Annotated in this window: 24 protein-coding genes; 13 read left to right on the plus strand and 11 right to left on the minus strand. The window is 59.7% G+C overall.

Going from position 1 to position 22,306, the window contains the following annotated elements:
- Nucleotides 1-331 precede the first annotated feature (331 nt).
- Nucleotides 332-1,537: a GGDEF domain-containing protein gene (locus CWB41_RS07840; RefSeq protein WP_115834808.1), complete on the minus strand. Its 1,206-nt coding sequence runs from the start codon at nt 1,535-1,537 to the stop codon at nt 332-334.
- Nucleotides 1,538-2,471: 934 nt separating this feature from the next.
- On the opposite strand from CWB41_RS07840, the gene CWB41_RS16160 reads away from it, so the two are divergent.
- Together CWB41_RS16160 and CWB41_RS07845 are read left to right on the plus strand one after the other, a co-directional pair.
- A complete protein-coding gene (locus CWB41_RS16160; RefSeq protein WP_165204159.1) occupies nt 2,472-2,624 on the plus strand; it encodes a hypothetical protein in 153 nt (50 codons plus the stop codon).
- A 364-nt stretch (nt 2,625-2,988) separates the two neighbouring features.
- The gene (locus CWB41_RS07845) at nt 2,989-3,369 is read left to right on the plus strand and encodes a nuclear transport factor 2 family protein (protein WP_115834807.1); all 381 of its coding nucleotides are present in this window, start codon (nt 2,989-2,991) and stop codon (nt 3,367-3,369) included.
- A 150-nt stretch (nt 3,370-3,519) separates the two neighbouring features.
- On the opposite strand, the gene egtD is transcribed toward CWB41_RS07845, so the two are convergent.
- From egtD to CWB41_RS07865, 3 genes are all read right to left on the minus strand, one after another.
- On the minus strand, nt 3,520-4,581 hold the full coding sequence (gene egtD / locus CWB41_RS07855; protein WP_245411101.1) for an L-histidine N(alpha)-methyltransferase: 1,062 nt from the start codon (nt 4,579-4,581) through the stop codon (nt 3,520-3,522).
- Nucleotides 4,479-5,801: an ergothioneine biosynthesis protein EgtB gene (gene egtB / locus CWB41_RS07860; RefSeq protein ID WP_425373909.1), complete on the minus strand. Its 1,323-nt coding sequence runs from the start codon at nt 5,799-5,801 to the stop codon at nt 4,479-4,481. The genes egtD and egtB overlap by 103 nt, the downstream gene beginning before the upstream one ends.
- 432 nt (nt 5,802-6,233) lie before the next feature.
- The gene (locus CWB41_RS07865; RefSeq protein WP_245411099.1) at nt 6,234-7,472 is read right to left on the minus strand and encodes an MFS transporter; all 1,239 of its coding nucleotides are present in this window, start codon (nt 7,470-7,472) and stop codon (nt 6,234-6,236) included.
- Nucleotides 7,473-7,650: 178 nt separating this feature from the next.
- Between CWB41_RS07865 and CWB41_RS07870 the strand changes: the two genes are divergently transcribed.
- Both CWB41_RS07870 and fae read left to right on the plus strand, forming a co-directional pair.
- On the plus strand, nt 7,651-8,241 hold the full coding sequence (locus tag CWB41_RS07870; protein WP_115834803.1) for an NADPH-dependent FMN reductase: 591 nt from the start codon (nt 7,651-7,653) through the stop codon (nt 8,239-8,241).
- A gap of 334 nt (nt 8,242-8,575) precedes the next feature.
- Nucleotides 8,576-9,067, plus strand: a complete 492-nt coding sequence (gene fae / locus CWB41_RS07875; RefSeq protein WP_115835451.1) for a formaldehyde-activating enzyme — start codon at nt 8,576-8,578, stop codon at nt 9,065-9,067.
- Between the two features lie 59 nt (nt 9,068-9,126).
- On the opposite strand, the gene CWB41_RS07880 is transcribed toward fae, so the two are convergent.
- Nucleotides 9,127-9,366, minus strand: coding sequence for a hypothetical protein (locus CWB41_RS07880; RefSeq protein WP_115834802.1), 240 nt, complete (start codon nt 9,364-9,366; stop codon nt 9,127-9,129).
- 146 nt (nt 9,367-9,512) lie between these two features.
- On the opposite strand from CWB41_RS07880, the gene CWB41_RS07885 reads away from it, so the two are divergent.
- The gene (locus tag CWB41_RS07885) at nt 9,513-9,707 is read left to right on the plus strand and encodes a hypothetical protein (RefSeq protein WP_245411159.1); all 195 of its coding nucleotides are present in this window, start codon (nt 9,513-9,515) and stop codon (nt 9,705-9,707) included.
- On the opposite strand, the gene CWB41_RS07890 is transcribed toward CWB41_RS07885, so the two are convergent.
- Both CWB41_RS07890 and CWB41_RS07895 read right to left on the minus strand, forming a co-directional pair.
- Nucleotides 9,629-10,831 (minus strand): TCR/Tet family MFS transporter, encoded by a 1,203-nt coding sequence (locus CWB41_RS07890; RefSeq protein ID WP_115834800.1) that lies wholly within the window; start codon nt 10,829-10,831, stop codon nt 9,629-9,631. The genes CWB41_RS07885 and CWB41_RS07890 overlap by 79 nt on opposite strands.
- Before the next feature lie 30 nt (nt 10,832-10,861).
- The gene (locus CWB41_RS07895; RefSeq protein WP_115834799.1) at nt 10,862-11,494 is read right to left on the minus strand and encodes a TetR/AcrR family transcriptional regulator; all 633 of its coding nucleotides are present in this window, start codon (nt 11,492-11,494) and stop codon (nt 10,862-10,864) included.
- 89 nt (nt 11,495-11,583) lie between these two features.
- Between CWB41_RS07895 and CWB41_RS07900 the strand changes: the two genes are divergently transcribed.
- The 6 genes from CWB41_RS07900 to CWB41_RS07925 all read left to right on the plus strand — a co-directional run bounded on the left by CWB41_RS07900 (nt 11,584) and on the right by CWB41_RS07925 (nt 16,319).
- Nucleotides 11,584-12,732 carry an FAD-dependent monooxygenase gene (locus CWB41_RS07900; protein ID WP_115834798.1) on the plus strand — a complete coding sequence of 383 codons (1,149 nt, stop codon included), beginning with the start codon at nt 11,584-11,586 and terminating at the stop codon, nt 12,730-12,732.
- A 28-nt stretch (nt 12,733-12,760) separates the two neighbouring features.
- Nucleotides 12,761-12,904, plus strand: coding sequence for a hypothetical protein (locus CWB41_RS16500; protein ID WP_115834797.1), 144 nt, complete (start codon nt 12,761-12,763; stop codon nt 12,902-12,904).
- Nucleotides 12,901-13,809, plus strand: a complete 909-nt coding sequence (locus CWB41_RS07910) for an NADP-dependent oxidoreductase (protein ID WP_115834796.1) — start codon at nt 12,901-12,903, stop codon at nt 13,807-13,809. Before CWB41_RS16500 ends, CWB41_RS07910 begins: the two co-directional genes overlap by 4 nt.
- 195 nt (nt 13,810-14,004) lie before the next feature.
- Complete coding sequence (locus tag CWB41_RS07915; RefSeq protein ID WP_129396443.1) at nt 14,005-14,982, plus strand: alpha/beta fold hydrolase; 978 nt, start codon at nt 14,005-14,007, stop codon at nt 14,980-14,982.
- Between the two features lie 147 nt (nt 14,983-15,129).
- Nucleotides 15,130-15,708, plus strand: coding sequence for a PadR family transcriptional regulator (locus CWB41_RS07920; protein ID WP_115834794.1), 579 nt, complete (start codon nt 15,130-15,132; stop codon nt 15,706-15,708).
- Nucleotides 15,709-15,758: 50 nt separating this feature from the next.
- A complete protein-coding gene (locus CWB41_RS07925) occupies nt 15,759-16,319 on the plus strand; it encodes a DUF4405 domain-containing protein (protein WP_115834793.1) in 561 nt (186 codons plus the stop codon).
- Between the two features lie 40 nt (nt 16,320-16,359).
- Here CWB41_RS07925 and CWB41_RS07930 read toward each other — a convergent pair whose 3' ends face one another.
- The 4 genes from CWB41_RS07930 to hemP all read right to left on the minus strand — a co-directional run bounded on the left by CWB41_RS07930 (nt 16,360) and on the right by hemP (nt 19,385).
- Complete coding sequence (locus CWB41_RS07930) at nt 16,360-17,202, minus strand: heme ABC transporter ATP-binding protein (protein ID WP_115834792.1); 843 nt, start codon at nt 17,200-17,202, stop codon at nt 16,360-16,362.
- Nucleotides 17,199-18,287 (minus strand): FecCD family ABC transporter permease, encoded by a 1,089-nt coding sequence (locus CWB41_RS07935; protein ID WP_115834791.1) that lies wholly within the window; start codon nt 18,285-18,287, stop codon nt 17,199-17,201. Before CWB41_RS07935 ends, CWB41_RS07930 begins: the two co-directional genes overlap by 4 nt.
- Nucleotides 18,284-19,111 (minus strand): heme/hemin ABC transporter substrate-binding protein, encoded by an 828-nt coding sequence (locus tag CWB41_RS07940; protein ID WP_165204162.1) that lies wholly within the window; start codon nt 19,109-19,111, stop codon nt 18,284-18,286. The genes CWB41_RS07935 and CWB41_RS07940 overlap by 4 nt, the downstream gene beginning before the upstream one ends.
- 103 nt (nt 19,112-19,214) lie before the next feature.
- Nucleotides 19,215-19,385 carry a hemin uptake protein HemP gene (hemP, locus tag CWB41_RS07945; protein ID WP_115834789.1) on the minus strand — a complete coding sequence of 57 codons (171 nt, stop codon included), beginning with the start codon at nt 19,383-19,385 and terminating at the stop codon, nt 19,215-19,217.
- Between the two features lie 237 nt (nt 19,386-19,622).
- On the opposite strand from hemP, the gene CWB41_RS07950 reads away from it, so the two are divergent.
- Nucleotides 19,623-21,863 (plus strand): TonB-dependent hemoglobin/transferrin/lactoferrin family receptor, encoded by a 2,241-nt coding sequence (locus CWB41_RS07950; RefSeq protein WP_115834788.1) that lies wholly within the window; start codon nt 19,623-19,625, stop codon nt 21,861-21,863.
- Between the two features lie 66 nt (nt 21,864-21,929).
- Nucleotides 21,930-22,271, plus strand: coding sequence for a heme-degrading protein HmuQ (gene hmuQ / locus CWB41_RS07955; RefSeq protein WP_115834787.1), 342 nt, complete (start codon nt 21,930-21,932; stop codon nt 22,269-22,271).
- The last annotated feature ends 35 nt before the right edge of the window (nt 22,272-22,306 follow it).

Consider the following 22,306-nt stretch of genomic DNA (forward strand, 5'->3'; position numbering starts at 1 on the left):
CCGAACAACCTTGGAGGCAGCCATGAGGACGTGTGTAGCCGCCCTAATTTTTGTCGGATCGATTAGCTCGGCTTCCGCCGCCACTTACACCATTCAAAACTGGCCTCAAGATCTCAACAAGGTTCCATGTGATGCCTGGAAGCACAATAGCGATGGTACATGGGTTGAGGTCGGAACCATCGTGGTCGGTGGAAATGTCACGTCCGGAATGACCTTTAAGGACACAGACGAGTCGAAGTTGCTGGACGCCAAATGTCCTCACAAAAATAGCTTATGGGGCTTTTGAAGACTGTGCGGCCGATTCACCCATCGCCTTGCTCTGATGTCGCTTTCATTCCTTTTGAGCGGCCTGTCTCGCTGCCGCGATGACCTGGTTGCGCCCGGACCTCTTCGCCTCGTAAAGCGCTTTGTCAGCCCATTCGAAAATCTGTTCCGGTGTCTGTTCGGGCGATTCGGTCGCCGCGACCCCGACGCTGATCGTCGCGTTCACGCTGATGCCGCCGACCTGTTTCGCCAGCGTCGCGAAGGTCGTGCGCAGCCGCTCGCCTGCATCAAGCGCCTGATGCACGCCGGTGTGCGGCAAAAGGCAGGCGAATTCATCGCCGCCGATGCGAAACACTTGGTCGCCTTTCCGCAGCGCTTTTTCGGCGGCTCGTGCGGCGAGAATGATCACCTCGTCGCCGAGTTCGTGGCCGAAGCGGTCGTTGATCGATTTGAAATGGTCGATGTCAAACAGCAGGAGAGCAAAAGGGGATTGTGTCTCATCCTCCTCGCCGAAGGCGGCCATCTGCTCTTCATAGCCACGTCGGTTATAGGCGCCGGTCAGCGAATCGCTGATCGCCAATTGATAATTCTTCGCCGAGACACGCTCGAACAGCAGCGCAATGATGAAGGCGCTCGCCAAGAGCGCCAAGGTGGCTGTCCCCAGATTATAGGCGACGACAGCCCAGGTCTCCGTCTTCGTCGCGCCGAGCGGCATCGGCAGGAAGGGCGCGAGCGGAATTCGCAGCGTGCCGATCGCTGCATAGACAGCAAAAATCCAGAAGAGCGCCGCCCGCGCGGGAAGATTTTCGTTCTTGCTGCGCCAGAACTCGAAGGCCGCCAGTGCCGTGAAAAGCGCGGGCAGTACCGCGCGCGTCACGGCACTCAGACCCATAAGGTGCAGCGGATGAAAAATCCCGACCGAAAGCAGGATCCACAGCGTCGGCACCAGGATCGCATATTGCGGCAGGAATGGACGGTTATAGAGTGCGCGCGTCGCCTGCCAGCCGAGGCCATAAGCGAGAAGTATGAACCAGCCGCCGAGCCACAGTCCCCATTTGCCCGGCAGGGCTGCTGGATCAATGAGAGCCGCGGCGCCGAACATGCCTGAGAGGAACGGCAAGCAGAACCAGACATAGCGCCGTGACTGACCGTTGCGGATACCGAAAACGAACAGCAATATTCCAATCAGGCCCAACAGCGTTGCGCTCGAGCCAATGATTGTCGGTACATTGATCAAGGTTTCGTCCGATCCGAAAAGCGAAACCAATTTCACAGAATCGCCTGAAGATATGGTCGGTTATCACGGTTTCGGCCAAGGCGATGTTTCCGAGAACACACAGCGCGTCGCCCGCGACGCCGATCCCGTGCCAAGGGTGCCAAGGGTATGAGAATGCCAGCAGCAGCCATCGCCGCGCTTGGGGGCAACGGCCGCCGCTGACCGGTGGCCTTCCGACCGCCGCCCTATAGGCGCTGGCCCCGGACCACGCCATAACCAGCGCGGCGGCGCAGATCCGATTTGTGTCTCACAAAATTGATCCGACCAACCGCTTGAGGACGGACGAGGCAGGTTTCTTACCTCGCTGCAGCCTGAATTCGCCGCCATCTCTAACGGAGTGGAAATCAAGGGAGGAAGGAACAGATGCGTCGATCAATGATCGTCATTCTTCTGGTAATTTGCCCCGCCCTCGGCGCGGTGGCACAGACAACGGCGCCGCCACTGTGCCCGGAAGGAAAGTGGCCGGTGCGCTCATCTCGCGAGCCGTCCGGTTGGCAATGCACCAACCAAACGACCAGCGGTGATCAACCATCCAATTCCAGTTCATCGAGCGGACGCCGGCATCATGGGATGGGTAGCGGCGGCTCTGGAAGCGGTTATGGATCATCAGGTCAATGACCCTAGCCCGCGCCGCGTTCACGCCTCTTCCATTTTCGGCCACCTGTTCAGTTTGGCCTCGATAGCGCCCGTGTTTTTGACGGACGCCTTATACGCGCCGCCGTGAACATGGGTATCAGCGCAGATACTGCCCGTCCTTTGCCGCAGCGGCCTTCTTTGCGGCGCAAGCTAACGACGTCGTTGCGATTTGCGTTGCAGCGCAACAGGACTGGTTCTGCCTATTCCTTGCTGCCAACTGAAAAATTGGAACTGCTTCTGGCGGATGCACGTTTTTGTTATATAGTGGGGTTGGGGGCGAACTGGAGGAACCGCTATGTCGGTTGTTTCGCACCATCACACCGTCTCGTGGCAACGCCTGCGCGAGCATGTCCCCCCTGATGATCTCGCCTTCGTTGTCAGCCTTCTGCTGATCACAGCGATTATCGCAGTAGCCATGTTTGCGCCGCCGTCGTTTTTTGTTCGGTGACATCGGCGCCATCACGCTCTAACTCACGCCCAGTCCTGTATTGCAGGCCCTGTGCAGGCTCGCCTCGATAGCGCTGCGCGTCTTCACCACGGCTTTCTCAACGCTGCGGCGTCCGGGTTTCCAAAGCGACGACCTCGCTCCCGATCAGACCCGATCCTTTAATTCATTCGGCGTGGTTTTCGGGTGCCTGTTCCACCGTGAAAAGCCGATAGATCGCCGGCCTTCCATGCCTCGCGGAGCCCCGGGGCACTCAGATCCCAATCAGGCCGGATCTCGCTTGAGACCGTGCGTAGAGGGGTGTGGGCATCGGGCGGTACATGCTAGGACGGCTTGATATAGCCAGTGACGATCCGGGAGAGCTGCTATGGGGGACGAAGAGATTCGGGCCGCTCTAAATCGCCACTGGGCTGCTTCCGACGCAAACGACTTTGAGGAAGAGCATCGTATCTACCGAGAGGACGCGGTGCTCGATTATCCGCAATCGGGCGAGCAAATCCGCGGACGCCAGAATATTCAGTTGTCTCGCGCCGCGCAGCCGAACCGCAAACGCTTCACGGTGCGGCGAATCATCGGCGTGGGTGACCTCTGGGTCACTGAATACATCCTAACATACGATGGCCGGCCGTCTTACACCGTGAGCATCATGGAGTTCCTCGATGGAAAAGTCGCTCACGAAACTCAGTATTTTGCCGATGCGTTCGAGCCGGGTCCATCGCGCGCACAATGGGTCGAGCGGATGCCTTGAAGCCTGACCGCTACAAGAAGAGCTATGGGCCGCCCGCGCGCTCTGTGCTGCCGATCGATACCGCACGCTCGTCCGCTGCCTCATCGGCGAGTTGTTGGTGCGTGAATTGCCCGAAGATATCGCGAGTGGTCGCGTAGTCGAGACCCACGCCTACGCGCCGCCGCAACTGAGCCCGAATAAGGCAAAACGGCGCTCCGCATCCGCCCAGATTTTGCTCGCCTGCCAACCGTTGTTGGTCGCGAGCTTTGCGAAGCCGTCGAGGGTATATTTCCGCGAGCTCTCGGTATGAATCGTCTCCCCGGCGCGGAATTGGAACGACTGGCCTGCGACCGTTGCGCTCTGTCGCTTCAGGCTCACCAAATGCATTTCGATGGCAGATTCGGCGTCATTCCATCGCGCTTCATGGACGAACTGATCAAGTCTGAAGCTGCCAGCCAGTTCCCGGTTGATCCGCGCAAGCAGGTTGAGGTTGAATCGAGCTGTCACGCCGGCGCCATCGTCATAAGCGGCAATAAGCGTCGCTACATCTTTTTTTAAATCGGCGCCAATGATGGCGCGGCCCAGGGCACCGACGTGGTGGCGCATGCGGCGCAGGAAGCCATTTGTCTCCGCCTCATTGAGATTGCCGATCGTAGAACCGGGGAAGAAAGCGACCCGCTGCCGCGCCGGGACTGTGACGGGAATGTTGAAATCGGAGGTGAAATCCGCCGCAATAGGCTGCACCTTCAACCCTGGAAACCGGTCGCGAACCCGCGTGGAAGTTTCCATGACAAAGTCGGCTGCAATATCGATTGGCACATAGAGCCGTGGTGCCGCCAAAGCCTCCAACAGAATTTCGGTTTTGCGCGCGGCTCCGGCACCGTATTCGAGCACGACAGCCTGGGCGCCGCAGAAATCGGCAATTTCCCGTGCGTTTTCGGCCAGGATCGCAGTTTCCGTTCGCGTTGGATAATATTCATCGAGGTGCGTGATGGCTTCGAAGAGTTCGCAACCGCGGTCGTCATAAAGCCAACGGCTCGGCAAAGTCTTTTGCCTTTGCGACAGACCGGCAATGACATCGGCCCGGAACGCTTCATGTTGACGTGTTTTGTCATCGACGCGTTGAAGCATCACGCGTCCTCCGCCAGCCGCAATCCAGAAAACTGCCACCGCGCCTCTGGAGGGAAGAAGTTGCGATAAGTCGGCCGCATGTGGCTCGCTGGCGTCACGCAAGAGCCGCCGCGTAATACAAACTGACCGCACATGAACTTGCCGTTGTATTCGCCCACGGCCCCCGCGGCGGGCTTGAAGCGCGGATAAGGCGAGAAGGCGCTGCGCGTCCATTCCCACACGTCGCCGTAGATCTGCCGCACGCCGTTGCCGCCCACTGGCGCGGGCCTTGGCCGCAAGCGCTCCGAATCAAGAAAATTGCCCGCCCGCATGACGTCGCGCGCGGCATATTCCCACTCGAATTCCGTCGGCAGACGCCGGCCGACCCAGGTCGCATAGGCATCCGCCTCGAAATAGCTAATGTGGCAAACCGGCGCCGCGGGATCGACGGGCTGCGCTCCGCGCAACGTCATTGTCCAATAATTGCCTTTGTCGCGCTCGTCCCAGTAGAGGGGCATCATCCACGCCTCGGCCAGGACTTTGGCCCATCCATCCGAAAGCCAGAGCAGCGGGTTTTGATAGCCACCGCCTTCAATGAATTCGATCCATTCTCGATTTGTGACCAATCGGTCGGCGAGACGAAACGGCTCAACGAAAGTTTTGTGACGCGGGCCTTCGCAATCGAAAGCGAAGCCTTTGCCGTCGTGCCCGACGTCGATCAAGCCGCCGGGCATAGCCACAAAGGCGAGTTCGTTGGCGCCGTTCGGTTCGACAACCAAAGGCGCTGCACTTTTATAGGCTGGCCGCAGGGGATTTTGCGCAAAAAGGTGCAGAATATCGGTGAGCAGTAATTCCTGATGTTGTTGCTCGTGGTGGCAGCCGAGTTCAATCAGCTCGACCGCCGCTGGGGACACGCCGCTTTCGACGAGACGCGCCATCCCCTCATCCACATGCGCGCGATAGGCATAAATCTCGTCAAGGCTGGGTCGTGTCAAAAGCCCGCGCTTGGGCCGCGGATGACGTGCACCGATCGAATTGTAGTAGGAATTGAAAAGGAAGTTGAATTTCTCGTCGAAGACGCAATAGGCCGACGAAAACGCGTTCAACACAATCGTCTCAAAAAACCAGGTTGTGTGCGCGAGGTGCCATTTCGCGGGGCTGGCGTCTGGCATCGATTGCGCGGTGGCGTCCCCGTCGGAGAGGCTTTCAGCGAGATATTCGCTTGTCTCGCGCACCGAGCGATAAAAGGAAAGGAGCTGTGAGAGGTGCGAACCGGAGTGGAACGACGCGGTGGATCCGCGTGTTTCTCTTTGTCTCGTTTTCGCTGATGCAGAGCGGGGCACGGCACTCATGTCTCTCTCCATCAACCAAAAGTCTAATCAAATTTCGTCCAACGTCCACGACCCTGGGCGATATTCAATAGGAGGTCTATTAAACCAAAGTGTCGGCGGTTGGGTTCCGGGACACCAACCAAAATTGCCGGCCGGTGTCGGCGCCGACAGAGAGCCGCGTCAGTAATCGCGAAAAAGGCTTGGCCGCCTGAGGCTACACTTTTCATTGAGCGATACCAAGGTGTTATTCGCCCTTCGCTGGAGGGCCGATCTTATTATAATCGCTTCTGCACCTGGCATGTGCGATGCACGCAAGCGAGTGATGCAGCAGTTGGGCCGGAAACTCTCTTGCTCGACTTTCTGATCCCGGTGATGAGGTTGCATCGGCATGTGGCCGGCTGCACCGGCATCGGCGACACCATCGTGCAACAGACGGACGCGGACTTAGTTTAAAGCCGGTGAAACCGATGCGGAAATCCTCTGATGCGTCGCAAAATGATAGATCAGCGCACAAACGACGGAGATTCCTCCAGCAAGGCCGAAGGCGGGCATGAACGAACCGCTTGCCTGCACCAAGACCCCGGTGGCCAAAGGTGCAAGCGCGCCGCCCAATGAGCCGCCCACATTTTGAATTGCTTCGAGAGTTGCGACGGTATTTGGCGGTGCGATAACCGCGGCCAAAGCCCATCCGCAGCTCGATGAGACATTGGCAGCGAACAGGCCGAAGGCCATCAGGCAAATTGCGACGTAAACATTGCCGCTGACGGACCCGGCGAGCGTGAACGCGCCGGCCGCGAGCAGCCCCACGATAGTTGGCATTCTGCAGCTTGTCACCGCGTCCATGCCGCGTTTGTCGAGCCCGCGCGCGATGAACCCGCCTCCAAGAGCGCCCAGAAAGCCGGCGCCTAACGGAATCGCAGCCCAGAATCCAGCGCTCGCGATGCTTTGATGCCGGGCATTTTCCAAATAAGCTGGCAGCCATGTGGCATAGAGCCAGGAAATATAGACGACGCCAAAGAACCCGAAAAACATGCCCCATGTCGTTGGAAAACGCAGCAGCCAGAGAGCCTGCTGAAAGCCGACATGTTCAACGTTCGCGGAGTCCTTGCGGCGGATTTCAGCAAGGTCGGAAGCGGGAAGGCCTGCCGAGTGAGGCGCGCGATAAAACCGAGTCCAGAGGATTGCGATCACAAACCCCGCCGCGCCGGCGATGAAGAACATCGTCCGCCAACCGAATGACAGCATCAGCCAGGTCAACAATGGTGGTGCAAGCGCCGGCGCCAGCCCGGAGGAGGAATTGAAAATCGCGATTGGCAGCGCACGCTCGTCCAACGCGTACCAATCCGTGCAGACACGCGAGCCGCCGATATACATTGGCGACTCGCCGAGCCCGAGAGCTATCCGCGCCACGATGAATTGTCCGAGCGAGCGCACAGAAGTTGCGGCCATTTGAGCGACCGACCACAAAATCAATCCGGCACTCAAAACCCGGCGGGGCCCGAACCGATCGATCAACGTTCCGGCAGGAATTTGCGCCAAGCCGTAGCTCCAGGCGAAGGCGGAGAGCAGGAGACCGAGTTGATCGTAAGAAAGCTTCAATTCCTGATGGATCTGAGGCTCGGCCACGGCCACTGCGGCGCGGTCCAAGTAATTCACGCAACCTGCAGCGACGAGCAAGATCACTGCAATTGTCCGCAGACGCCGCGTCGCCGGCGCGTAAACGAAAGAGGCGTGAAGGGAATCGGACAATGTCGAGTATCCTATCTATGGCCGCCGAGCATCTTATGAATGCGATAATCAGAATGGATGATAGGATCGCCGACAGAGCCTATGACGTTAAAGAAGATGCGAGAGAGAAGCCATGACAGATAATATTCTCGTTTTCTACGGGTCCTATCGTCGTGATCGGCTTGGGATTAGGCTGGCGAATTACATTGTCCGCAGTCTGAGCCAACGCGGTCGCAATCCGGAGCTCATTGATGCGAAGGAAATCGGTCTGCCAATCCTCGATCGCATGTATAAGGAATATCCCAAAGGCACGGCGCCCCTGGCACTCGAAACTCTCGCTGAAAAAATTCGCCGCGCTGATGGCTTCATCTTCGTCACGGGCGAATACAATTGGGGCCCGCAGCCCGGCCTCAAAAATCTGACCGATCATTTCCTGGAAGAATGGTTCTGGCGGCCGGCCGCTGTCGCGAGTTATTCGGCAGGACGCTTTTCGGGCGTACGTTCCGGGACTATCTGGCATGGCATTCTCTCGGAAATGGGAATGATCGTTGTCTCGAGCACGCTCGCGGTGGGGCCAATCACACAGACGCTTGACGTCAATTCTCTGCCGATCGGAGACGGCGGTAAGGCGCTTGAGCAAAGTTTCGGCCGCTTTGCTGATGATCTCGCATGGTGGACGGAGGCCGCGCGCGAACAACGCGCGCGACGTGCCCCGCCTTATTGAGACGCTCCGTTTAAGCCGCGTATAGTCCGAATGCGTGGCATACGAGATTCAGGCAAGTCTGCTACGAGATTATCGAACGAACGTCGCTTCATATCCCGCGTGGCAGGCTTGGTTGCGTGAGCATAAGCCGCCGACTTTTGTTGTTCGGGGACGAAACGACCCTTCCTTCATTGCTCCCGGGGGAGAAGCCTATAAGCGCGATGTACCGGATGCAGAAATCCATTTGCTCGACGCTGGCCACTTCGCCTTAAACGAAAAAAAGACGAAATTGCTCGTCTCATTCTCGCATTCCTGGCCAAACACTCCATCTGAAGTCGATCAAAGGGAGGATCACATGGCTACGCTTAGGATTGACCGCGTTCTCGTTGGCGAAGCGCTTGTCGGAGATGGCAACGAAGTGGCGCATATCGATCTCATCATGGGGCCGCGGGGAAGTGCTGCCGAAACCGCCTTCTGCACAACTCTGACCAATCAAAAAGTGGGAGATAATGCTCTCCTCGCGCTTATCAGGCCAAATCTGATGACCAAGCCGGCGACTGTGATGTTCAATAAGGTTGACATAAAGAATGGCGACCAGGCCGGTAAAATGTTCGGGCCGGCTCAGCAGGGGATTGGGAAGGCTGTCATAGATTCAGTTAAATCGGGAATCATCCCCAGGGATGAGGCCGCTAATATTTTCATCTGCGTTGGCGTCTTTATTCACTGGGACGCAAAAGACGATGCGAAGATTCAGAAATGGAACTACGAAGCGACCAAAATCGCAATCGAGCGCGCCGTAAAGGGTGAACCGTCGATCGATGAAATCATTTCCAAAGAGGATAGTTAGTTTCCCATTAGCGGTGCAGCGTTGAACGGCGAACGAGCTTCGACGTTAGCGATCAGCGATCAACCGGACGGGACAAACTTATCGTCGCGCTTATCCGGCCCTGTAATCAACCTGGATATTTCAACGGGCATGAAGCCATCGCTGACCACAATGTTGAATGTTGAAAACACGTCCAGCTGGAACTGACGCCAGGATGGCAAATCGTGGCCAGCAAAGGTGGTCAACACTTGGCCGTCATCGCCGGTGACGCGCACCAGACCATCAACGTTTCTGACCGGGCTCACAGTATCGTGCATCATGGAGGATACTCCGTGATATCGAAACCAATAGACGAACGTTACTCCGCAAGCTGATCGATAGCGAGATATAAAGCGATTCCCCAAGAGCTACAGCTTGAGGCCCTATCATGCTCGAGGACCAGGTTTCGCCGAAACGTTGCGGGCATATGTCCGGAAAGCATGTGGTGCCGGCCGATGAGTTCATCGCAAAGATCAAAGCCGGCGTCGACGCCCGCAAGGATCAGGACTTCACTGTTTTGGCGCGTACGGACGCCATTGCCGTTCACGGCCTGAGCGAGGCCGTCGGTCGGGCCCGGTCGGTCCGAGTGCCGAGAACAACCAGCGGGACAGCGATTGCATAGATGACGGCCACCGACAGCCAGATGGCGCCGGGCCATTGCTTCTGGACGACAAAGTAGAAGATCGAGAAACCCAGCGGGCCAAAGATCGACGCCAGGCTGACAGCCGATGCCAGCACACCCTGGAGCTGGCCCTGGCGGCCCACATCGACCTGCCGGGTGGCCAGGGCCTGAAACGCCGGTGTGCCGATGCCGGCAAGAGCGAAGATCGGCATGATAGCGAACACGATCCAGCCGTGGCTGGCGAAGGCCAGGATGACGAGGGCGATGCAGGCGAAGGCGATCCCGACAAGAACGGCGCCGCGCTCGCCGAGCAGTCTGGTTGCCGGACCCGGCAAGAGCGCCTGCACGAGCGTTTGGCAGACCCCGAACGTGCCAAGCGAAAGGCCGATCCAGAGTCCATTCCACTGGAACGTGTCGAAGCCCCACAACGCCCAGCAGGTGCCGTAGGCCTCTCCGGTGGCGCTGAGAAGGAAGAACACGAGGACGATGGGCAGAAGCCCTTTCATCGAGAATACCCAACGCAGCGGCCGGAGCGGGTTGAGCGCAGTCAGATCGATCTTGCGGCGGGCCGGTTTGTGAGACTCCGGCAGGATGAACAAAGCCAGCAGAAGATTGCAGGCGTTCAGCACGGCGGCGGCGATGAACGGAAGCCGCAGCCAGGTGTCGCCGAGCAGTCCACCGAGAACCGGGCCGATGATGAAGCCTACACCAAACATGGCGTTGAACAGGCCGAAGCGGCGGGCTCGCGTGTCCTCGGGCGAAATGTCGGTGATGTAGGCCGTCGCCACGGAGACATTGGCGCTGGTCAGCCCGGCGATTGCGCGGCCGAGTATCAGCATCCAAAGCTGCGGCGCGAATGCCATGACGAGATAATTGATCGCTGCGCCCGCGAGGGAAAGGAGCAGCACGGGACGCCTGCCGAGGTTGTCGCTCAAAGCGCCGAGCACAGGCGCGAAGATGAACTGCATGACCGCATAGAGCGCGGTCATTATGCCGATGTAGGGGGCGATATTCTGGGTGTGCGTCACATCCTCAAGAAGCCGCGGGAGAATCGGAAAGATGAGGCCGATGCCTGCGGCGTCGAGGCCGACCGTGGCGAAAATAACGACAAGGGGTCTGTTCATAATGGATTTCAAAGAAGGGAAGGGGATTGCTCAGGCATAAGGGGTGTCCGCCATCGCGGCTTTCAGGCCGATGGAGCCCTTGTCGACAATCGCGAGAAAGGCGGCTTTCGCTTTCTTTGCATTCCGCGTCTGCCGAACGGTGCGGTGAGCCTGGATGAAAGCGACGGTCCACGTCGCCAGGAGGAGGTTGGCCGCGAGATAAGCGTCGGAATCGGTCGGTTCTCGCCCAACGGATTCGGCGAGGGCCAGCGTCATGACTTGCGCGAGTTCGTCACGAATTGCCCGCGCCCGGGCCTTGAGGGTTTCGCTGCCCTCGACCGTCTCTACGAAGCTCTGGCTCCTCGCGGAAAACTCGACGGCAGGGTTCCGCTCCGCAACCAGCCGATGCGCGAACAGGCGCAAGGCTTCGATCGGCGCGACGCCGGGATCGCGCTGCCGCAAGGCGTCGCGCAGGATCTCGCGACCCTCCTCGTCGCGATCGAAGAACATGTCCTCCTTGCGGGGAAAATGATTGAACACCGTCATTCGCCCGACGTCGGCCGCCTCCGCGATCTCGTCCACCGTCACGTGATCGAAGCCCCGCTCGATGAAGAGGAGCGTGGCGGCATCGGAGATGGCCTGCCGCGTGGCGAGGCGCTTACGGGATCGGCGATCCGGCGACATTGACAAACTCCCAGAAGCCCATTTAATATACTGAGTATATAATATTATTCGATATATATTCAGTGCGCGTACATGATGGGATGGGGTAAATGGAAAAGCAAGCCAATGATGCGGCGCTCGCTCCGCCAGACAAAGGCGCACTCGTTTCCGGGGCAAGTTTCGCCGGACTGACAACCGCCTATTGGCTGAAGAGACTCGGCTATGAAGTGACGGTCGTTGAGATTGCGAAGGGCCTCAAAAAAGGCGGTACCCCCGTTAATATCGGTGAGAAAGCCAAGGACATTCTGAAGCGCATGGGCCTGCTTGAGCAGGTTCAGGCAAACCGCTTGAAGATGGAAGGCATCGAATTCAAGAACGCCGATGATGTCACGGAGGGGGGAATGTGGCAGCAGGTGGATGCCGCACGAGCCGACGATGACTGGGAAATCGAACGCGATACGCTTCTGGATATTATGTTCGGTTGCGTAAAAGACGATGTCGAGTTCGTTTTCAACAATAGCATCGCGGCTTTGGACGAGACGCCAAACAATATCAATGTTTCCTTTAAAGATGGCTCGAAGCGCTCATTCGCTTTGGTATTCGGCTGCGATGGCAATCATTCGCTTGTCCGAAAATTGCAGTTTGGCGAAGAAGCCGAATACACACATTTCCTCGGTCAATATTTCTCCATAACGATCGTCGACAAGCTGTTGATCAAGGAAAACACGACGCAGATGTATAATCTGCCGGGCAAGGCCGTGATGCTGAATGCCTACAATAACAAGACGGACATCATTCTTTGCTTCTCCTCGGAAAAAGAGATTTCCTACGACTATCGCGACGAGGAACAACAACGAAAGATCATTTCCGAGCAGTTCACCGGACAGGGCTGGAGAACGCCGGAATTGTTGGAAGAAGTAAGCAAGTCGAAGACGTTCTATTTCGACAAAATAAATCAGATAAGAATGCCGTCATGGACAAAAAGCAGGGTGGCACTTGTGGGCGATGCCGCCTATTGCGCCTCGCCGGCTGCAGGCATGGGCGGGTCGCTGGCAATCATTGGCGCCGGCGCGTTGGCTGATGCGTTTGCAAAAAACCACGGCAACTTCGAACTGGCCTTCCAGGATTACAACGAAAGTTTCCGTCCATTTATCGAAGACGTGCAAGTGAAGGCCGTAAATAATTTGGACCTGCTGATTCCGAAAACGGAAGAAGGCATTCTCGAAAGAAATCGAAACCCCGATAGGATGCTTCGATGAGGGTCGTCGGCATTTGTCAGACGGGTCCATGCGCTTCAACGCGCCGCGGCGAGCCATCGCGGGCCTCTCGCACTGCATGCTGACCCTGACGTTACACAGCCTCGAACGAGATGGTCTGGTGTGCGAGCGGCTGGCGCACGCGCGGCAAAGGACCGAAAGGAGAAGCTCATGAAAGCAGCGCAATTCAGCCGGTTCGGAGGTCCCGAGGTCCTTGAGATCGTGGATCTTCCCGACCCGCATCCCGCTCCAGGACAGATCCGCATCGTCGTGCACGCGGCCGGCATCAATGCGACCGATTGCAAGCTGCGCAGCGGTCTGTTGAGCTTCGGCGCGGGGCTGCCGCAGACGACGGGGCGCGACGTGGCGGGCATCGTCGATGAACTCGGGGAGGGTGTTACAGATGTCGCTATAGGCGAGCGGGTATTCGGCGTCTCCGACGATGGCGCCGGAGCGGCCGAACTGGCGCTGCTGACCTATCGGGCGCCGATCCCGCCGCCGCTCGGATTCGTCGACGCTGCCGGCCTCCCTGTCGCGCTTGAAACGGCCACGCGGAGCCTTGACCAGCTTGGCGTCGGTCGTGGAACGAGACTGCTCATCAATGGCGCCGCGGGTGGGATCGGCAGCACCGCTGTTCAACTCGCCATCGCCCGCGGGGCGCGCGTCATCGGCACCGCCAGCGTCGCCAACCACGGCTACCTTCGCCTGTTCGGCGCGGAGCCCGCGACCTACGGCGAAGGCATGTCCGAACGAGTCCGCGCTCTCGCGCCCGATGGCCTCGATGCCGCGCTCGACGTCGCCGGAAGCGGCGTGCTGGCGGAGTTGATCGATCTCGCCGGCGGCCCGGAGAATGTGGTGACCCTCGCCGATTTCGACGGCGCGAAACAGCACGGAGTGCGCTTCAGCAGCGGCTTTCAGGGCCATGCTTTTCACGCGCTCGGGGAAATAGGAGCGCTCATCGCAGCCGGGCGCTTTTGGCTTCCGGTCGAGCGAACCTACCCACTCGACGAAATCGCGAAAGCGCACCGCATCAGTGAGCATGGGCATGTTCGGGGCAGGCTGGTTCTAGTTATCGGCTGAAGCCACCCGGTTCCGGTCTCAGGCGTCTTCAAATCAAGTCGGCGGCCCTGATCGCAGTATTCCGAAGATGAGGGCGCGGCCCCACAACGCGCGAGAGGACGTAGCAGCGAAAGCAATGGCGATGTATATCGGGCTTGCGGTTATCGCGATCGCCGCGGCACTCAGTTATTGGTTCGAGCACGACATGTATTTTCCGTGAACGCGACATCTGATCCCCGCAAAATCGCCCTGTTGGCCGCCTGTCTGGTGCTGGGGGTCATGGGCCTGTTTGCGGGCTATCCCGCAACGACGCTCGCTTCGGATCTGCAGATTTCGGCCGGCTGCGTCACGCCACCCGTTGCATCGCCGATATACGCAGGTGCGCACGAGCGGATCGCGCGGACATCCCGCGGTTCGATCGCCTATTATCGGTTTGGCCGTGGCAGTCCGATACTGCTCGTCACCGGATTCCGTGCGACTCTATCCGAGTGGAACGCCGAATTCCTGGCTGAGCTGGCGAAGCGCCATGAGGTAATTGTTTTCGACAATCGCGGAATAGGCCGATCGATTCCCGAGGCATCCGATTTCAGTCTTCGGGACATGACAGCCGATACTTTTGCACTCATTGAAGCCCTGAAATTGCGGCATCCGACCTTGGTGGGCTGGTCGATGGGAGGCGTCGTCGTACAGCAACTTGCGATCGGCCATCCGAAGGCCATTGGTCGAATGGTGCTCATGAGCACCCTTGCGCCAGGCAATTCAAGCATAGCTGTGCCGCCCGGCGTCGAGGCAATTCTATCGGGCGCGTCGGGGGTCACATTTAACGATGTCATGAGTGTGCTGTTCCCGCGTGCGAGTCTTTCCGCAGCCGAGCGGTGCTTCCGCTACGAAATGTACGAGCCGGGCGATTATCGCTCTCCAGTCATTTCGAACGTGGTCACAAATGGACAGTCGGCGCTATTGAAGGCGTGGTCCCGCGACCAAAGCGCCGCGCAATCGCTTCCCGCCATCAGAATTAAAACTCTGATCCTTTCCGGTTCCGACGATGGCGTTGTCTCAGCCAAAAATTCCGAGGCGCTGCGACGTCTTCTGCCGAATGCGCGCGTGGTCATCATCAAGCGGGCCGGTCACGCCATGATGTACCAATATCCTGTGGCGCTCGCGCGGAAGGTCGGGGCATTTGCAAAGCCGTAGGTTTGACCGGCCGGTGACAGGCCCGCAAAGCGGCGGAATTCCCGCGCTTCCCGCATTTTGGAAAAATCGTGATGGGGGACAGAACGGGTGAAAGAAGAGATCAGATATATCTTGACTCTAGATATATCTAGAGTTATATCGGCTTCCATGAGAAACAGACATATCGGCGGCTGGGACCGCCATCATTCACCGCCCGACATCTTTTCGGGCCGCATTCACCCCCACCATCACGGCGAGCCCCCGCGTCACGGCGGCCGCCATCGCGGCGGCCGGCTCTTCGATTACGGTGACCTGCGCCTGCTGATCCTGGCGATGATCGCCGAGCAGCCGCGGCACGGCTACGAGCTCATCAAGGCGATCGAGGAGCGCCTCGGCGGCAGCTATTCGCCAAGTCCCGGCGTGGTCTATCCGACGCTCTCCTGGCTGGACGATATGGGTTATGCCACCGTCGAAGCCGAGGACTCCGGCCGCAAGCGCTATCGCATCACCGCCGAGGGCGAGGCTTTTCTTGCGAGCAATCGCGCGGCAGCGGAGGAATTGCTGTCACGCCTGACCAGCAGCACCGGCGAAGGCCCACGCGCCATTCCCGCCGGGGTGGTGCGCGCGATGGAAAACCTGAAGGTCGCCTTGCGGCTGCGGCTGCGGCGCGGCTCCATCGATCAGGCAGCGGGCGACGCCATCGCCGCGGCACTGGATGCCGCGGCACAGATCGTCGAGCGAAGCTGACGGCCGTTTCATTCGAGTAAGCTAACGCGGATTTACGAAGGGGTGATCGTATGTCGACGTCGGGGATATCGGGCGGGGCGAGAGTTCCGCCAGCGCCGGGGCAGGAGAATTCCTTTGGCCGCTTCATCAGCCGATTCGCGACCCCCCTGACGGCCGGCCTGTTCTTGATTTCCGCAATATCCGGCACCGCCCTCTTTTTTCACTGGACGCCGGGCACGTTCCACGAAATGCATGAATGGCTCAGCCTCGTCCTGCTCGCGGCCTTCGCGTTCCATCTTTACAAGAACTGGGTGCCGCTCCTCGGCTATGTCAGGCGCGGCACGCTCATCTTGCCGCTTGCCGTCTGCCTCATCGCGGCGATGCCCTTCGTCATTCCCGGCGTAGGGGGCCACAATCGCGGGAACCCGGCGTTCAGGCTTGTCCCTCTGCTTACGCACGCGCGCCTGTCCGATCTTGCGCCCGTGCTGAAGACGACGCCGGACGAATTAATAGCCGCGCTGAAGAAACGCGGTTTGACGGTCAGAGCCCCCAACGAGACAATCGAAGCGGTCGCGATCGATTCCGACAAAGAAGTGCCGGAAGTCTTGTTCTCTGTCATCCCCGGGCGCTGAATGAGCCTAATTGAGCCGCTCGCCCTGCACGGTGATGCGATCAGGCGCCTGTGGCGCCATTCCGCAGGCTCCGGCGTTTTTCCGCATGCGCGTGCGGCAGGATGAAAGCGGAGCCGGGCGGGGCGGGTTCGCCGATCCGGCTGTCGAGGCCAAAAACATCGGCAATAAGAGCCGTCGTCAGAATCTCGTGCGGTCCACCTTGCGCGACCGCCCGGCCGCCGCACATCACGACGAGACGGTCGGCATAAGCCGCCGCAAGGTTGAGGTCATGGATCGTTACGAAGGTCGCGACCCCGCTTGCGGTCAGCCCCCTCACCTCGTCCATCAATTGCAATTGATGGCTCATGTCGAGATGCGATGTGGGCTCGTCTAGGAAGAGGACCTGATCGGCGCTCGCCTCCCGGCCTGCCGATAGCTGGACCAGCGCCCGGGCGAATTGAACCCGCTGCTGCTCGCCGCCGGAAAGCGTCTGGTAGATTCTGTCCGCAAGGTGAGCGACCTCCGCCTTTTCGAGCGCGGTCGTGACAACGGCCCGGCGCCGTTCCCGCGTCAGGCCGCGGCCGATGCCGTCGATCCCAAGCGCGGCAACCTCACGCACGGAGAACGGAAAGGCGAGACGCGCCGTCTGCGCCATCACCGCCCGCCGCGCCGCGAGCCGCCACGGCGGCAAAGTTCGTGCGTCTTCCCCGCCATAGTGAACAGTGCCGGCGCTGCAGGCGAGTTCGCCAGCGAGGACGCGCAGGAGCGTCGACTTTCCCGCGCCATTCGGTCCGATCACGGCAGTCAGTTGCCCTGCCGCCAGCGTCAGCGAAACGTCGTCGATAAGCACTTTGCCGCGCGTGGCATAGCCGACCTTTCGCGCGGTGACGACAGACGCGCTCATGTCTCGAAACCTTGCCGGCGGCGCAGCAGCAGCCAGAGGAAGAAGGGGGCGCCGATGCCGGCGGTGAGAATGCCGATCGGCAGCTCCGCCGGCGCGACGAGCGTGCGCGCGCAGGTGTCCGCGCCGAGCAGAAGCGCCGCGCCGAGCAGCACGCAGGCGGGCAGCAAAAGACGGTGGTCGGGGCCCTGCACCAGCCGTAGAAACTGCGGCACGACAATTCCGACAAAGCCGATAACGCCGGCGGCGGCGACACTCACCCCCGTCGCCAGCGCCGCCAGCACGATAATGGCGATCTTCAATCTTTGGACGGAAATGCCGAGATAAAAAGCCTCGGCCTCGCCGATTGATAGCGCATTCAATCCGCGCGCCAGAAATGGCAAGGCCGCGAGCAACAGCAGAAATGGCAGGCCCAATATTGCGACCTTGTCCCAGGTCGCGCCGCCCAGGCTGCCGAGCGACCAGAACGTCAGGTCGCGCAATTGGCGATCGTCGCCGATGAAGGTCAAAAGCCCCGTGGCGGCTCCAGCCAGCGCACCGAGTGCAATGCCGGCGAGGAGAAGCGTGGCGACCGAGGTTTGCCGATCGCGGGTTGCGATGAGATAGAGAAGCATCGTCGTCAGCAGCGCGCCGGCGAAGGCAGCGACCGGAAGGCCGCCGAACGGCAGGCCGGAGGGAATGTATCTATCGCCGAGGACGATGACGCTCGCCGCCGCCAGTGCGGCACCGGCCGAAACGCCGACGATTCCCGGATCGGCGAGGGGATTACGAAACAGGCTCTGCATCAGTGCGCCGGAGACGGCGAGATTGGCGCCGATGATGATCGCCAGCAGGACGCGCGGCAGACGTATGTCGAGAACGACGAGCGCGTCGCGCGAGGAGGATTGATCGACGCCACGCAGAGCGGCGCCGATAATATCGATGATATGGCTTGGCGCGATCGCCAGCGGTCCCTCGCCGGCCGCGAAGATCGCCAGCCCCACCAATAAGAGAGCCAAGACGGGCAGGAGGATAATGGCGCGTTGGCGGCGCGCGATGAGTCCCCGCAGAGACGGGGTGATGCCCGCCACGGCGGAGGGCTCGCTCATTTCAGGCCCGGATAGAAAGCGGCGAACAAATCTTTGGCCGCCTGCGGCGTGCGCGGGCCGAAGCCGAGAAGATAAAGGCCATCCAGGGCGACGAGCCGCCCGTGCGCCGCGGCGGGCGTCGTCTTGAATGCAGGCAGCGAAAAAATCTCGCCGGGTGCGGGCGGTTTGCCGTTGGCCATCATCACCACGACATCGGGCTGCGCGGCGACGATGGATTCATCGCTCATCTGTTTGTAGCCGGCAAAGCCCTGCGCAACATTGACGCCTCCGGCGAGCGCGATGACGGCGTCGGCCGCCGTGCCGGTGCCGGCGACGAGTGGACGGCCGCCTTGCATTGCGATGATGAAGAGTACGTGCGCGCGTTCATGCACCTTGGCGCGGAGCGTGGCCAATTGCGCGAAACCCTGAGCGACGGTTTTGGCGAGCGTCGCGGCCTTCGCATCCGTGCCGGTGAGATGGCCGAGCGTCGTGATCTTGCTCTCCACGCCTTCGGCGGTGAAATTATCCGGTAAGCGCGCCACCGCGACCTTCGATTCTTCCAGCAGCTTGATGGAATCCTCCGGTCCCGCGGCCGACGCGGCGATGACCAGCGTCGGCTTCAGCGACAGCACACCCTCGGCGGAAAAGGCGCGGAAATAGCCGACGTTCGGCTTGGCGCGCAACGCATCTGGCGGATAGAGGCTCGTCGTGTCGACACCGACGATCTTCTGCTCCTCCCCAAGCGCATAGAGCGTCTCGGTGATCGCGCCACCGAGCGCGACAATCCGCTGTGGGGGTGCTGACGCCGGAGTGGCCGCGAGCCGCGTTGTCGCAAGCGACAGCATCAAAAATGCAAATGTCGAGCGCCCGAATGACGCGCGAGGGAATGATGTGCGAGGGGATGAGATGCGAGCCTTGGCTGTGCTGTGCATGGTCTTTCGCCGCCGATTATTTTGTCAGGATGAGCTTGTCGTTGGCGGTGATGCGCAGGCGATAGCGCTCGCCGGCGTGAAGCAGGATCACTTCCTTTGTCTCGCCAATCAGTTCGCGCACGTCCACTTCGCGCGTCTCCGGCTTTTGTCCGCTGGACGGCGACGCGGCATTTTTTTCCTCAGCCATACTTACCCCCACGCCTCTCCTTTCGACGCCCTCTACTAGTTTAGAATAAGAATAAATCCATTTATTGTTCTCTATAACAATAATAATGTAATATATCCGCGTATTGCTTGACAGATATCCATCCGATTTATTACAGGCAGTCAAGTCGCTGTTAGGGAACGGCGAGAAGATCAGCAAGCCAGCCAGAGCGCGCCAAGCGCAGAGCCAGCCAGCACATCGCAAACGGGCGGGGGCTCTATGGCTTATTCATTCTTGCGCGCGCTGCTGGCCAGCGCGTCTCTTCTGGCGGTTTCCACGGCCTACGCGCAGAGCGCGCCACCGGCGCAATCCTCTGGCTCGACATCGCAATCGACGAGCTTAAACACGCAGACGAATGCGAGTGCGCAGACAAATACAAATGCGCAGACGAACGCGGACGGGAGCATTCCGCTCGATACGGTCTCTGTCACTGCGACGATGACGGATGAAGCCGTCATCGATGCCATGGGCGGTGTCAGCTCGGTCACGGAAGATCAGATCAAGACCTACCAGGCGCAGAACTTCAACGAGGTGCTGCAGGATGTTCCGGGCGTGACGATGCAGAGTTCGCCGAACGATCCGGGTCAGTCGATCAATATCCGCGGCATGCAGGACTTTGGCCGGGTCAATATCCTCGTCGATGGCGCGCGGCAGGATTATCAAATCTCCGGCCACAACGCGAACGGCACGTTCTATCTCGATCCGATGTTCGTGAGCGGTATCGACATCGTGCGCGGGCCGATCTCGAATATTTATGGTTCAGGCGCCATTGGCGGCGTCGCCTCGTTTTCGACGCGCGGTGTCGATGACGTGCTGCTGCCAAACGAATCCTACGGAGCAGTCGATACGGTCGGCTATGGTTCGAACGGTGCTGGCGTCGTCAACAGCATTGCCGGCGCGGCCCGTATGGGCACCACGGCCGATGTCTATGGTCAGTTCCTCTATCGCGACACGACGTCTTATCACGACGGCTCGGGCGCGCTCGTGTCCGATACCGGCAGTGGCCTGCTGGGCGGCCTCTTCAAGATGAACATCCGTCCCGCCGAGGGCCAGAAGATTTCCGGCGGGATACTCGTGCAGAACTATAGCTTCGACAATCTCAGCACCGCCGATGCCGGCCCGCTCTGGCACAACGACGTCAATACCAACCAATTCACTTTGGGTTATACGGTCCAGCGACCCGACATTCCGTGGCTCGATTTTTCGATCAAGGCCTATGCGCAAATGACGCGGAACGATCAAACGGTCGAAAGCTTTGCGCAGGATCCGGAGAACTCGGCGGTCTACCAGGCGCTTGGCGTCGCGCCGGGCGACGGTCTCTATGACATGATCCACACCTACGGCTTCGACGTGCATGACACCGCACGCTTCAGCACGGCCATGCTGGATCATGCGGTGACCTTTGGCGGCGATGGGGTCTGGGATTTCGTCAATACACAGGACAACGCCGGCGGCTTCATCTCGGCGACGACCCCGAGTGGCCAACGCTCATTGAACGGCGCCTTCGTGCAGGACGAAATACGCTATTCGACCTGGCTCGACGTGCTGGGCGCCCTGCGCTTCGATCATTACAGCCTCAACGGCGGCGGCACCGGTTCCAGCGGCTCACATCTCTCTCCGAAGATCACTGTTGGCATCACGCCGATTCGCGGCGTCCAGTTCTACGGAACCTATGCCGAAGGTTATCGCGCGCCGTCGGTGACGGAGACCCTGATCGACGGCCAGCATCCGTATCCCGCCTTCGACATCCTGCCCAACCCGAACCTCCGCCCCGAAGTGGCCAATGACGTCGAGGGCGGCGTCAACCTGAAATTCGATAATGTTGTCCGCCCCGATGACCAGATTCGCGTGAAGGCGGACGCCTATCTGAACAAGGTCCACGATTACATCGATTTCGAGCCGGTCGGCGCGCCTTATTACGTATCTGTCATTCCCGGTGTGCCTTCCTCGTCCTGCACACCGGATGCGATCGAGGAGGGGCTCTGCTTCCCGATCACCTCCTATCAATACGTCAACATCGGCGAGGCGCAGATTTCTGGCGTCGAACTCGAAGGCACCTACGATTGGGGCGGGGGCTATTTCACGCTGGCCGGCACGCATACCAATGGCAAGGATCTTTCTTCGCCGTCCTTGCCGCTCTATACGATCGCGCCTGATCGTGTGAGCGGCACATTGGGCTTCCGTTTCCTCGACCAGAAATTGATCGTCGGCGGCCGACTCACCCTCGTCGATGCCAGCCAATGGTTCCCGTCGGGCGACGACAGCGGCCCTACATTCGCGCCAACGTCCTCCTATGCCCTGGTCGATCTTTTCGCGTCGTACAAGTATAATGACGACATCAGCGCCAACCTGACGGTCAAGAATCTGCTGAACAAGGATTACACGCAATATCTGGACACGCTGGCCAACCCTGGTATCCAGGTGCTGGGCTCGCTGACCGTCCGGTTCGCTTCGAAATAGGCGGGGTAGCGTTCGCACCGCCATGTGATGTGCTAACGCGCTTGTCGCTCAGAAAGGGATGTACCCATGTCGAATTTTATCGCGATGAACCGCTTCAAGGTGCTGAAAGACCAGGCCCATGCCTTCGAGCAGGTCTGGCTCACACGTACCTCGCGGCTTGACGAAGTCCCGGGCTTTGTCGAGTTTCGTCTGCTGAAGGGGCCGGAACATGAGGACTACGTCCTCTATGCTTCGCATACCATTTGGGCCAACAAGGAGACCTTCACGGCCTGGACGAATTCCGAGCAGTTTCGTGTCGCGCATGCCCGCGCCGGCGATGAAAAGCCGAAGACCCTGGGCCATCCGGAATTCGAAGGCTTCGACGTGATCCAGACGCTGGATAATCCCAAACGTCACGCCGCGGAATGAGCCACACACGGCCAGATCGTCTCGTTCGTGGATTA

Source organism: Methylovirgula ligni, assembly GCF_004135935.1.
Classification (GTDB): domain Bacteria; phylum Pseudomonadota; class Alphaproteobacteria; order Rhizobiales; family Beijerinckiaceae; genus Methylovirgula; species Methylovirgula ligni.

Excerpts from the sequence above, each read along its gene's own strand:
- CWB41_RS07890 (WP_115834800.1), bottom strand. The coding sequence starts at position 10,831 with ATGAACAGACCCCTTGTCGTTATTTTCGCCACGGTCGGCCTCGACGCC.
- CWB41_RS07940 (WP_165204162.1), bottom strand. The coding sequence starts at position 19,111 with ATGCTGTCGCTTGCGACAACGCGGCTCGCGGCCACTCCGGCGTCAGCA.
- hemP (WP_115834789.1), bottom strand. The coding sequence starts at position 19,385 with ATGGCTGAGGAAAAAAATGCCGCGTCGCCGTCCAGCGGACAAAAGCCG.
- CWB41_RS07845 (WP_115834807.1), top strand. The coding sequence starts at position 2,989 with ATGGGGGACGAAGAGATTCGGGCCGCTCTAAATCGCCACTGGGCTGCT.
- CWB41_RS07935 (WP_115834791.1), bottom strand. The coding sequence starts at position 18,287 with ATGAGCGAGCCCTCCGCCGTGGCGGGCATCACCCCGTCTCTGCGGGGA.
- CWB41_RS16500 (WP_115834797.1), top strand. The coding sequence starts at position 12,761 with ATGCGCTTCAACGCGCCGCGGCGAGCCATCGCGGGCCTCTCGCACTGC.
- CWB41_RS07900 (WP_115834798.1), top strand. The coding sequence starts at position 11,584 with ATGGAAAAGCAAGCCAATGATGCGGCGCTCGCTCCGCCAGACAAAGGC.
- CWB41_RS16160 (WP_165204159.1), top strand. The coding sequence starts at position 2,472 with ATGTCGGTTGTTTCGCACCATCACACCGTCTCGTGGCAACGCCTGCGC.
- CWB41_RS07870 (WP_115834803.1), top strand. The coding sequence starts at position 7,651 with ATGACAGATAATATTCTCGTTTTCTACGGGTCCTATCGTCGTGATCGG.
- CWB41_RS07895 (WP_115834799.1), bottom strand. The coding sequence starts at position 11,494 with ATGTCGCCGGATCGCCGATCCCGTAAGCGCCTCGCCACGCGGCAGGCC.
- hmuQ (WP_115834787.1), top strand. The coding sequence starts at position 21,930 with ATGTCGAATTTTATCGCGATGAACCGCTTCAAGGTGCTGAAAGACCAG.
- CWB41_RS07910 (WP_115834796.1), top strand. The coding sequence starts at position 12,901 with ATGAAAGCAGCGCAATTCAGCCGGTTCGGAGGTCCCGAGGTCCTTGAG.
- CWB41_RS07885 (WP_245411159.1), top strand. The coding sequence starts at position 9,513 with ATGTCCGGAAAGCATGTGGTGCCGGCCGATGAGTTCATCGCAAAGATC.
- CWB41_RS07950 (WP_115834788.1), top strand. The coding sequence starts at position 19,623 with ATGGCTTATTCATTCTTGCGCGCGCTGCTGGCCAGCGCGTCTCTTCTG.
- CWB41_RS07920 (WP_115834794.1), top strand. The coding sequence starts at position 15,130 with ATGAGAAACAGACATATCGGCGGCTGGGACCGCCATCATTCACCGCCC.
- CWB41_RS07925 (WP_115834793.1), top strand. The coding sequence starts at position 15,759 with ATGTCGACGTCGGGGATATCGGGCGGGGCGAGAGTTCCGCCAGCGCCG.
- CWB41_RS07930 (WP_115834792.1), bottom strand. The coding sequence starts at position 17,202 with ATGAGCGCGTCTGTCGTCACCGCGCGAAAGGTCGGCTATGCCACGCGC.
- CWB41_RS07880 (WP_115834802.1), bottom strand. The coding sequence starts at position 9,366 with ATGATGCACGATACTGTGAGCCCGGTCAGAAACGTTGATGGTCTGGTG.
- fae (WP_115835451.1), top strand. The coding sequence starts at position 8,576 with ATGGCTACGCTTAGGATTGACCGCGTTCTCGTTGGCGAAGCGCTTGTC.